The organism is Dyadobacter sp., assembly GCF_051859145.1.
Taxonomy (GTDB): domain Bacteria; phylum Bacteroidota; class Bacteroidia; order Cytophagales; family Spirosomataceae; genus Dyadobacter.
On record NZ_JBHYGF010000031.1, the window covers coordinates 4,360 to 14,211 of the forward strand.

Below are 9,852 nucleotides of genomic sequence, written 5' to 3' on the forward strand. Positions count from 1 at the left end.
AACCGTATGTGCCGTAATTGTGCGAGTAGGAGAACTTGGTTTGCCACTCTACTTTACGGAACAATGTCCCGCGCAGACCAAGATGATAGAGTAAAACCCTGTTATTGCTTGTGAAATTATCTGCATACTGCGGATACTTCCAGATCGTCTGGGAGGTAGGAGGAATGAAGGGAGTCCCGATTGTTCTGTCATAGTAGGACCAGCCGTCGCGCACTTGCTGGTTATTGAAATAATCGTCATGCCCCCGCTGCTTTCCGTTGCCCAGGACAAATACATCGCCACCCTGGCTTTTGGTATAGAGCATTTCCAACACTCCCTCGATAATTTCAAAATTGGCTCCATAAGAATTTTTCTTACGTAACCTGATTCCATACAAACCGTCATTCAGCGTGGTTAGGTAGAATAGGGAACCATCTTCAAATACAAATTGCCGGTATAAAAATATGCTCATCCCGTAAGTCTCAATCTCCATTGCAGCATCAATGGATCCAAGGTGGTTACCAACGCGGTTGGTACTGTCAAAATGCGTTACGTCATCGCCTGAGCCGCCGATTGAGCCTGTTACTGCGCGGATGTAATTGGCAAATCCATCGGGAAGCTTGCCGTTTTCACCTGTTAGGTGTTTTGAACTGCCGCCCCATTGTACCTGGTGATTAAAACCTCCGTACAGCTTTAAAGTTGAATGCGGTTTTCCGATGCGGAGGTATAGCGATTTTTGATGCAGCTTCAAGCCGCTGGTAACCGGTCGGCCTTTTTCAAACAAACCGTCTGCATAGAATGCCTGGAAAGAGATCCATTTTTTTGTAAAAGGAACAGGCACAAAGCGTGAGGTACCCAGGATGATTTTCGGGATCGGCAATGCATTGCCCGACCAGGAGTAGGATCCGGAGCCAATTGTAGAATCAGCGAGGCCAACCCACTGCTTTTTCCGACCGACAGATAATTCCCAGTTCTTGAATTTCAGTGTAGCATGAAGTTGCGGAAGAAGTACTTTCGAAGTTTCGCCCAGGTTGGCTACTCCTTCAATTCCGCCGCCCACGCGCCAGACATTCCTGCCGGTGTTCTCGGAAAGCGGCCAATATGCTTCGATTCCTGCTCTCACGGTACCTGCCGGGCCGGTTATGGGGACAGTTCCAAACTGGTTTGCATGCATCCAGAAAGGAGTATGTCCGTTGTTACTTCCCATTCCCGACACTTCTATGTAGTTGATTGTCGAGTCTGTATATATTTCAGGTTGTTTGTCGTACTGCGAAAATCCGATTGAAGGTATAAGCAGCAAAAGAAAATAGTAGTATTTCATATGTATACCCTCACGCGCTCCGGAGATGTGTATAATGCTTCCTTGGTCATAAAAATAAGTATAACTTTCAGGTTTTCATATTGCACTTCCGCAGGATGGTGTATACTAGTCCAAAAATCCGCTTTTGCGAAAGCCAATCATCAACCCGGTCGTATGCGCATATAAGTCGCCGTAATCAGAGGCGATACTTGTGAACACGCTGCTACCGTTTAATATTTTGAGTCTTTTTTCAACACTTAACATGACCGATCCCTGCTGCTTGACGGATTCAAATGCGCTGATAAAAGTGCCGGAATTCCGTGAATATGTTCCTTTAAACGTCCATTCCAATGCAAGCCAGCTCGCAGTCACTCCTGTATGGAACGCCCATACGCGATTATTATTGGTAAATTCCGACCGGCTTCTCGGCAGATCAGACCTCGTTTGGGTGGCGGCAGGTATCAATGGAGTACCTATTCCGCTACTATAATACGACCAGCCCCTGTTGAACAAATAGCTGTTATAGTAGTTGCCCTTTTCAAAAATTACCAGCCCGGACAGCGGGTTATTATTCGTCTGATTTTTAGTACCTAACACTTCAAACAGAAAAGACCGGAATGCGAAATATTTAGCCCCTTTTGGTAAAGGTTTGAGTCGTTTCAAACTAATCCCGTTCAGTCCGTCCACAAGGTTATTGACTTTGAAAAGCGAGCCGGTCTCGTAGATATTTTGTCTGTATAAAAAATAAGACCAGTCTTTTCCCCTCCATTCACCTCCTATATCTACGGTACCAAAGTGATTTCCGATTTTTCGGTAGTCAAGAGTTTTTCCGATGATGGTGTAAAGGTATGCCTTGGGTGGACTAAGCTCCCGTAGCGGCATTGTCTCCGCCTCTCCGCCCCACATTGCCTGGTGGTTCATGCCGAGATATACTTTGTACTTGTCCTGCGGCTTACCGAATCTGAAATAGAGGCTTTTCTGGTGAAAATAAGATCTCGGAACGCGATTGACGCTACCATAATTGATCCTGCTTGGTCCCAGGTAACCGTCGGAGTAAGCGAATTTGAATGCGACAAAATTGTCCGTGAAGAACAGCGGCAAATATTTCGGAATGGAAACCTGTATGCGCGGCATCGGGCGTGCATTGCCCGCCATGGCCAGTGAGCCGGAACTCATTGTAGTGTCCATCAAACCGGACACCATTCTTTGTTGACCGGCGAGTATTTCTACAATATTGAATTTAGCAGTGAGATAAGCGTCCGAGAGGAACACGTTCTCGGCTCTGCCATAGCTCGCGATCGCTTGAATGCCGCCACTCCATTGGAAATTACGTGGATTGTTCGGATTGTAAATTTTGTAAATACCAACATCCGCTAAACCGAAGTTTCCGTTCAGCGGAACACTTCCATGCTGATTGGCAAATTGCCAGAATGGAGTTTGAGCAGTAGCGCCGGCTGCCGAAAGGGTGCCTTTATAGTAAAGTGTGGAGTCCTGAGAATAGGTGCTTAAAGCGAAGCAAAGAATACAAAGAATTAAGCAAATTCGGCGCTGGCAAACTGGAACGGGCATTTAAGTATATAGAAGTTTTCCTCCGTTGATCAATTGATATTTCATCAAAGTTATCGGATAAAACCGGATTTTCTCCATCCGAGCAAAACAGCCGCACTATTCGGAAATAACGCTCCAAAATCAGCAGCGAGCATGATCGACAGGCGGTTGTTGTTGCTGCCAAAAATCGGGCTTGAAATGTCGAGGAGCAGGGGAGTTTGCTGGATTGTTTTTGAAAATGGAGTTATGTACGTACCGTAATTCAGCGAGTGACTTCCTTTGAAGTTGAAGGTGACCTTGTTGATAGAAGCCGAAATGCCTGCGTGATACGCCATTATGCGGTTATCCGGAGTGAATGAAGCCGCATTGTTCCTCAATTCGTTTCGCACCATTGATTGTGACGGAATAAAGGGTGATCCCAGGCTCCGGCCTTCGTAAGACCAGCCCTGACTGTAAACATAATGGTTGAAATAATTGTCGCGGCCGAAAGTACCGGTAGTGAAATCGAAAACTTCGCCGCCCTGATTTTTTGTGTAAAGAAATTCAAGAAGTATCGTGTTGATGTGAAAGCCGCTTTCAGCAATTTCGGAAGGGTTTCGTTTGAACCTGAGTCCATTCAGACCGTCTGCCAGGTTCGACAGGTTCCTCAGAGACCCATCTTCGTAAATGCTTTGACGGTAAAGAAAGAGGTTCCATTTATTACCTTTCCAGCCTGCGGCCACGTCAATGGTGCCGAAGTGATTACCTACGCGGCTGTCGGCCCAGGGTTTACCAAACACAACATAGCTGTAAGCTTCCCCGGATTTGAGGCCGCCGGTAAAAATCTTGTCTTCACCGCCCCACATTGCCTGGTGATTGAATCCTGCGAGAAGATTAAGCCAATGCCGCTTTCCGCCTAGCTTGATATAGAAAGACTTTTGGTGAAGGTAACTCTCTTCAATACGCCTGACGTTTCCGAAATGAACATCAGCGGGACCAAAAATGCCATCGGAATAAGAAAACCGGAATGAGAGAATATCATTGAATGGAAGAATACTCACAAATCGGCGCGTGCGGAGCTCAATTTTCGGGTAGGGACGAAAATTCGGTGACATTGCTATTCCCCCCATCGTAAGCAGGCTGTCAGATAACCCCATATATTCTTTACGCTGTCCAATGCTTAGTTCAAATGGACCCGCGCTTCCACCCAAAAATAGATCTGAAAAGAACAGGTCCGGCTTCTTTCCCGCAACTGCGATCAGTTCTGCGCCGGCACTCCATTGCAAAAGTCGCGGATTGCTGGGATTGTAGACCCTGTAAAAGCCTGCATTGGCCAAGCCAAAAGAACCGTTCTGAGTTACGGTGCCGAATTGGTTTGCATGCATCCAAAATGGTGTTTTGGATGTAGATGCAGCGCCTGATATTCCCAGGGAATAATAGAATGTAGAATCCTGGGAATATAGGTTAGAGGAGCAGGCCGCAAATAGAAGCAATCCTGGCAGTAAGTTCCTCATCAGCGTTGGTGTCAGAAGATGGAACAAAGTGACAGGCGATAACTACCTGCCCTTTTTCCCAAAAATTACAACTGCGGTAAGCAGGATAATTCTTAATTCAAGGAGCAACGTCCAGTTCTTAATGTAGTAAAGATCGTACATCAACTTATGACGCGCATCGAAAACGCCGGCTCCATAAGAGTACATAACCTGTGCATACCCGGTAATACCTGGTTTGATGTTATGCCTCATATTGTAATAGGGAATTGTCTCGTCAAATGTTTCAGTAAAAACCTGACGCTCAGGCCGGGGGCCGATTAATGAAAGGTCCCTTCTGAAAATATTGATAATTTGGGGAAGCTCATCGATGCGCGTTTGTCGCATAAACGAGCCGTAAGAGAAAGTACGTGAATCATTTTTCTTAGAAAAAGATGCGCCATTCTGCTCGGCATCGAGCCCCATTGATCTGAACTTGATACAGAAAAAAGACTGATTATTCATTCCAACCCGTTCCTGACGATAGAAGATAGGGCCTGGCGACTGTATTTTAATGCGGAAATAACTTAGTATCCAGAGTGGGAATGTCAGGAGAAACAAGATGATCGAGATGGAAACGTCAATGATCTTTTTAGGATACCTTACGCGTTTTCCGAAGGTGGGCAGTGTAAGAAGATTAGGATTGATTTCTGAGACGTCATCCGGAATGTAGACCTTTTTGAGAGTACGTTCACAAAAATCGTAAACTGTATTGATTCGGATGGATTTGTTTTTTCTTACGACCAGCTCGTAAATGACCCTGTTTCGTTTGTCGTATTGGGGATTTGTGACAAGGTGTATTTTTTCAAACTTGTCGAGAAGCGGCCTGACCGTATGATTGAGCAGATAATCGTCGTCAGAGCTGTGTGGTATCAGAATGATTTCCCTGTATTTCTTTAATAGGAGGGCTAAATCATGTTTTTGGAGAAAGTAATCATAGCTGGTCACTATTAGAACTTCTTCTGAAACAGCGGTCTTACTCAGCAAGCGATGAATATACCGTTTTTCTGCTATGTAAGTGTTATTCATATGTGTGTACTTAATTTATGTGATAGTGTCGTGTTCTTCAACAAGATGTGTTAGAGGTACAAGTTTAGCTATAAAAATCAAAAAACAGAAATGCCCTTGTTGTTTTTATTATATTCTGCTCTGTTGTTCAATTGTTTAGTATGGGTTACAAACCGTTCGGCGAGAAACTAATTTTGATGTATTTCATTAATTAATTTGAACCAACGTGCAAAACAATCTTCCGGTCCGCCATTTTGCGATCAGCGTATAATTGGTAGCTGACATCCTTTAATAATGATAATTTCATATTACCCGCCGGCTTTCAGCAGCTTCGAATGATAGGTTCTGTGCCATTTTGCGAAGTGTTCCACACCCGTACTGATGTCCGTCGAAGCCCGGTATCCTGTTACTCTCTCAAGCTCCGCCGTGTCGGCCCAGGTAGAAACAATATCGCCTGGGATCATCTCTTTCAGGTTGATTTCGGCGGGTTTACCAAATGACGATTCAAGGCACTTAATAAAGTCCATCAAATCAACTGGCTGCCCGTTTCCAATATTAAAAACCTGGTATTGATCCGGCAACTTTGCATCCAGGACAGCATAAATCCCGCTTACGATATCATCAATGTATGTGAAGTCGCGCTTCATGTTACCATGATTATATACGTTGATTGCCTCACCCTTCTCGATTGCATTTGCAAAAAGGTAGGGCGCCATATCCGGCCTTCCCCACGGACCGTAAACGGTGAAAAATCTTAGACCAACAGTCTGGATATTGTACAAATGACTGTATGCATGTGCCATTAATTCGTTGGCCTTTTTGGACGCAGCATAAATGTTGATCGGCGTTTCGGATTTTTGGCTTATTGCAAATGGTTGCTCGGTATTCAGTCCGTATACGCTCGAACTACTTGCATATATCAGCTTCTCTGGTTTGATAAGCCGGCAGCACTCAAGAATGTTAAAAAAACCTTCAACATTCGAGGAAAGATAGCTGCGGGGATTTTCCAGGCTATACCTGATACCAGCCTGTGCCGCAAGATTGATCACGTAACGGAACCTCCGCGCTTCGAACAGCTCCGACAGCTTGTCCATTTCCGTGAGGTCCATTTTGAAGAACTCATAATTGGCACTATCGCTATTATAGTAATTGTCTGAAACAGGATTTTCAATGTCAATGCCACATTCTCTTAGTCGGTCGTGCTTTAATGTGATTGAGTAATAATCATTTATATTGTCGATGCCAACCACATCATGACCTTTTTCGATCAACTTTTTTACCAGGTGAAAACCTATAAAGCCTGCGGCTCCGGTTACTAAAACGCTCATGAGTTGTATAGCTTAACAATTTGACTAAATACAGTTTCTTCTGAAAATTCGGTGACTGCCAAATTGCGGCTGGATGCTCCCATGCTTTTCCATTCGGATTGGCGTGAGAGCATTTGTTCAACTGCATTCCTGATAGCCGTCACGGATCGTGGTTCTATCAAATAGCCATTTTCACCCTGAATGACTGTGAGGTTGCAGCCCGGAACTTTGGTAGTAATAATGGGTAGCCCTGAGGATAATGCTTCCAAAATGCTTCGCGGGATACCCTCACGATAGTAGCTGGGCAAGATAAATACATCCGAGCTGTTCAGCATTTCGGCAATGTTGCTTTGTTTGCCAAGAAAGCGTATGAATGTATTGTTTTGAAAGCGCTGAATAAATTCTGGCGTAACTGTTCTTGGATTTTTGTTGTCCGGCTCGCCGATAATCAGCAATTGCAAGTTGGCCTTTAAATGTTCCGGCAAAGTCTCGAAAGCCTCCGTAAGCTCCTTTATCCCTTTTTCCCAGATCAATCTTGTAGTACACAGAAATGTGATCCGGGAAGTGTCGTGCATTCTGGGGACCGGTGAAAACTTCGTTATATCAACGCCGCTTCCTTTGACAACTTTGATCTTGTCCCGGAAAGACTCTTTGAAGAGAAAGTCATTGTAATCATCCGGGTTCTGGATAATCACGAGATTGGCTCTCAGGAACTGAATAAGAAAAAGGATTTGCTGGACAAGTTTAAGGAATTTGTACTTCGGCCCTGTATTGGCAAACGCAATCCCAAGGCCTGCAATGTGCAAAACGACTTTCTGGTGGCTTAAAATACCTGAGAATGAATTGATCAGGTTCGGGACAAACTTAAAAGAATGCACAAGTCCAATCTGATTTGATCTGGCAAACCGGCGAACTTCGAAGATCGTCTTGATCAGAGCCAAAGGATTGGTATTGTCCCGCTGCAGACTTGAGTTCTGCACATAAAATCCCTCTTGCTGAATGCGCGCAGTGTACTCGTCGTGAGGTACCATTACAGAAACGTGATATCCTCTTTCCTTCAAAAATTTGGCGAAAGGAATTCGAGCCTTATAGAAATCTTCCCCGTCGTGTGCCAGGAGAAGAACGTTTTTATTGGTCATTCTTGAAAATCAAGTTAACGGAAAAAACCTGACCAGAGGGGAGAACGAAGACCGATTGATGCAACTCCAGATTATTTGTAATGAAGCAAGATCGGCTCAGAGAGGCTTGTGAAAACATAAAGCTGCTAGTGTGTTACTTAACAATTTTCAAAAATACCGTAAATGTTAAAATTTACCACTTTCATTACCGAAAAAGTAAGTGCAGCAATTTCTATACGGCTATAAAACAGAATCAGCCGGTAAATATATGATTTACCGGCTGATTCTGTTTTTAAACGTGTTAAGGCTGGGCTGTCCAGGTGCCTGTCTTTTCAACCACTGTCCAGGTATTGTCACCTGTTTTTCTCAGACGAATGCGACTACCTACTACATTACTGGTAATCCATTTTCCATTGCCCGAAGCGAGAGGCAGAATGTTGTCTGTTGCATTTGGTATAATCGTAATATTCTTCGCCGCTTTAACCTCTACAACAACGTCAGGCCAGCCTGCATTTACCTTACCCAAGGTAACATTACGTGTATTGGTCGATTTTTCATTCGTATAATATTGTTTATAGTAAGTGTAATCAGCGATACTATTGCCTGCTCCGAGTTCATGAACGAAAATCCTGTTTGCGTCGGAAAGTGCCAGCTCGGCATTTACAATCATATTGTTGGTTGGGAAATACTCATCTGATTTAACCGGATCCACAATACTACAGTTTAAAATCTTGTTGGGACTATTCCAATCTTTGAAACTGAATGCGCGGGTACTCAGCTTGGTTGCGCGAAGGTCTGTTATGGTAGGATTGATAATCTTAATATTTCCTATATGTGTATCGCCGGCATCATTTGTTTCCCGGTGTACATAAAATGCGGCACTGGCAGTTGGTGATGTACTGGCATTGGAGTTACAGTTTATAACACTTGGTTTTTGTATCACCACATCGCATGCACGATAGCCCCAGTTTCTTGCTACAAACCCATTCAACTTAGCATTTTTCCAAATAGGGCTCTGGATTGTAACAAATCCGCCGAGTGTACTTTTTACGCCTATTGCCAGCATTCCATACTGACTTCCGTCATCAATATGATTGGTGATCGTGACTTCAACAACTTTGCCGGTGCCGGACAAGACGCCCGGACTAATCACAATTCCCGGACCTTTATTGCCGGCAGTTACAGTATTCATGATTCTTATTCCTTCCAGGCTTTGTCCGGAGTTGCTTGGTTCAATATCAATCCCGGCTTGCGGGCCTTCTCCGATCGTGTTGCTGAAAGATGAATTGATCACATCAAGGCTCCTGATAGAGACAATTGAAAGTCCCTGTCTTCTGTTATTGTTTGCCGAGACATTGGTGAGTTTTACATTCTCACTGATTTTTCTGACACTGGCCGAACCAATATAAAATCCATCACCACCGCTATCGTTTGCTGCCATACCTTCCAGGGACACATTGGCTACGCCTTCCATAGAAAAGATGTGTCTGTGTTGTCCTGATGTGTATTGCGATTTCAGGTCCCTGAAAATTACCCCTGGCGCCTTGATCGTAATATTGGATACATCATACATGTACATCATTTTCTGGGATGTTCCTAATGTTCCCGTACCTTCTACAATTGTACCTTCCTCGAACGTGAGGGTGGAATTACTCCAGATACGTATGCTTTTGATCTTATAGGGCTGAGCTCCTTTTGGGAAAAAAACGTTCCGGTATTTGGCATTGTCCAGCATCTTCTGAATCGCGGCGGACTGATCATTGGTCCCGTCAGCAACAACACCAAACCATCTAACATTTACCGCGCCTTCATATACGCGCTCGTACCGCCTTGTTGCTGCTACGATGGTCATTGCGCCATCATCAACTGCGGTAGAAGTGCGGTTATACTTGAACAAGCCCGACCTGCCTTCATCAGTGATAAACACCGTCGAAGCAGTATCGGCTACACCAGCCCTCAACTGGGCAATTGTAAGATAGGGTATATAGTTAACAGCCGCAGTTGCTGCGACCCTTGCACCAGATTCAATTTCCTCAGATGCAATTCCTTCATCAGGTTTGAAAGACAACTGAGATACAGCAATA

At 44.4% G+C, this 9,852-nt stretch carries 7 protein-coding genes; all 7 read right to left on the reverse strand.

Going from position 1 to position 9,852, the window contains the following annotated elements:
- The coding region (locus tag ACTIE6_RS02760; RefSeq protein ID WP_439555173.1) for a capsule assembly Wzi family protein at positions 1-1,300 on the reverse strand (1,300 nt) is incomplete at its 3' end.
- A 105-nt stretch (positions 1,301-1,405) separates the two neighbouring features.
- A complete protein-coding gene (locus ACTIE6_RS02765; protein ID WP_439555174.1) occupies positions 1,406-2,848 on the reverse strand; it encodes a capsule assembly Wzi family protein in 1,443 nt (480 codons plus the stop codon).
- 50 nt (positions 2,849-2,898) lie between these two features.
- Complete coding sequence (locus tag ACTIE6_RS02770; protein ID WP_439555175.1) at positions 2,899-4,191, reverse strand: capsule assembly Wzi family protein; 1,293 nt, start codon at positions 4,189-4,191, stop codon at positions 2,899-2,901.
- A gap of 171 nt (positions 4,192-4,362) precedes the next feature.
- Positions 4,363-5,364 carry a sugar transferase gene (locus ACTIE6_RS02775; RefSeq protein WP_439555176.1) on the reverse strand — a complete coding sequence of 334 codons (1,002 nt, stop codon included), beginning with the start codon at positions 5,362-5,364 and terminating at the stop codon, positions 4,363-4,365.
- Positions 5,365-5,651: 287 nt separating this feature from the next.
- Complete coding sequence (locus ACTIE6_RS02780; RefSeq protein ID WP_439555177.1) at positions 5,652-6,671, reverse strand: NAD-dependent epimerase/dehydratase family protein; 1,020 nt, start codon at positions 6,669-6,671, stop codon at positions 5,652-5,654.
- Positions 6,668-7,789, reverse strand: a complete 1,122-nt coding sequence (locus ACTIE6_RS02785) for a glycosyltransferase family 4 protein (protein WP_439555178.1) — start codon at positions 7,787-7,789, stop codon at positions 6,668-6,670. The genes ACTIE6_RS02780 and ACTIE6_RS02785 overlap by 4 nt, the downstream gene beginning before the upstream one ends.
- 280 nt (positions 7,790-8,069) lie before the next feature.
- The coding region (locus ACTIE6_RS02790) for a hypothetical protein (protein ID WP_439555179.1) at positions 8,070-9,852 on the reverse strand (1,783 nt) is incomplete at its 5' end.

What these genes read in the sequence shown, in the direction of transcription:
- ACTIE6_RS02765 (WP_439555174.1), bottom strand. Translation starts at nt 2,848, where the DNA reads ATGCCCGTTCCAGTTTGCCAGCGCCGAATTTGCTTAATTCTTTGTATT.
- ACTIE6_RS02770 (WP_439555175.1), bottom strand. Translation starts at nt 4,191, where the DNA reads ATGCATGCAAACCAATTCGGCACCGTAACTCAGAACGGTTCTTTTGGC.
- ACTIE6_RS02775 (WP_439555176.1), bottom strand. Translation starts at nt 5,364, where the DNA reads ATGAATAACACTTACATAGCAGAAAAACGGTATATTCATCGCTTGCTG.
- ACTIE6_RS02780 (WP_439555177.1), bottom strand. Translation starts at nt 6,671, where the DNA reads ATGAGCGTTTTAGTAACCGGAGCCGCAGGCTTTATAGGTTTTCACCTG.
- ACTIE6_RS02785 (WP_439555178.1), bottom strand. Translation starts at nt 7,789, where the DNA reads ATGACCAATAAAAACGTTCTTCTCCTGGCACACGACGGGGAAGATTTC.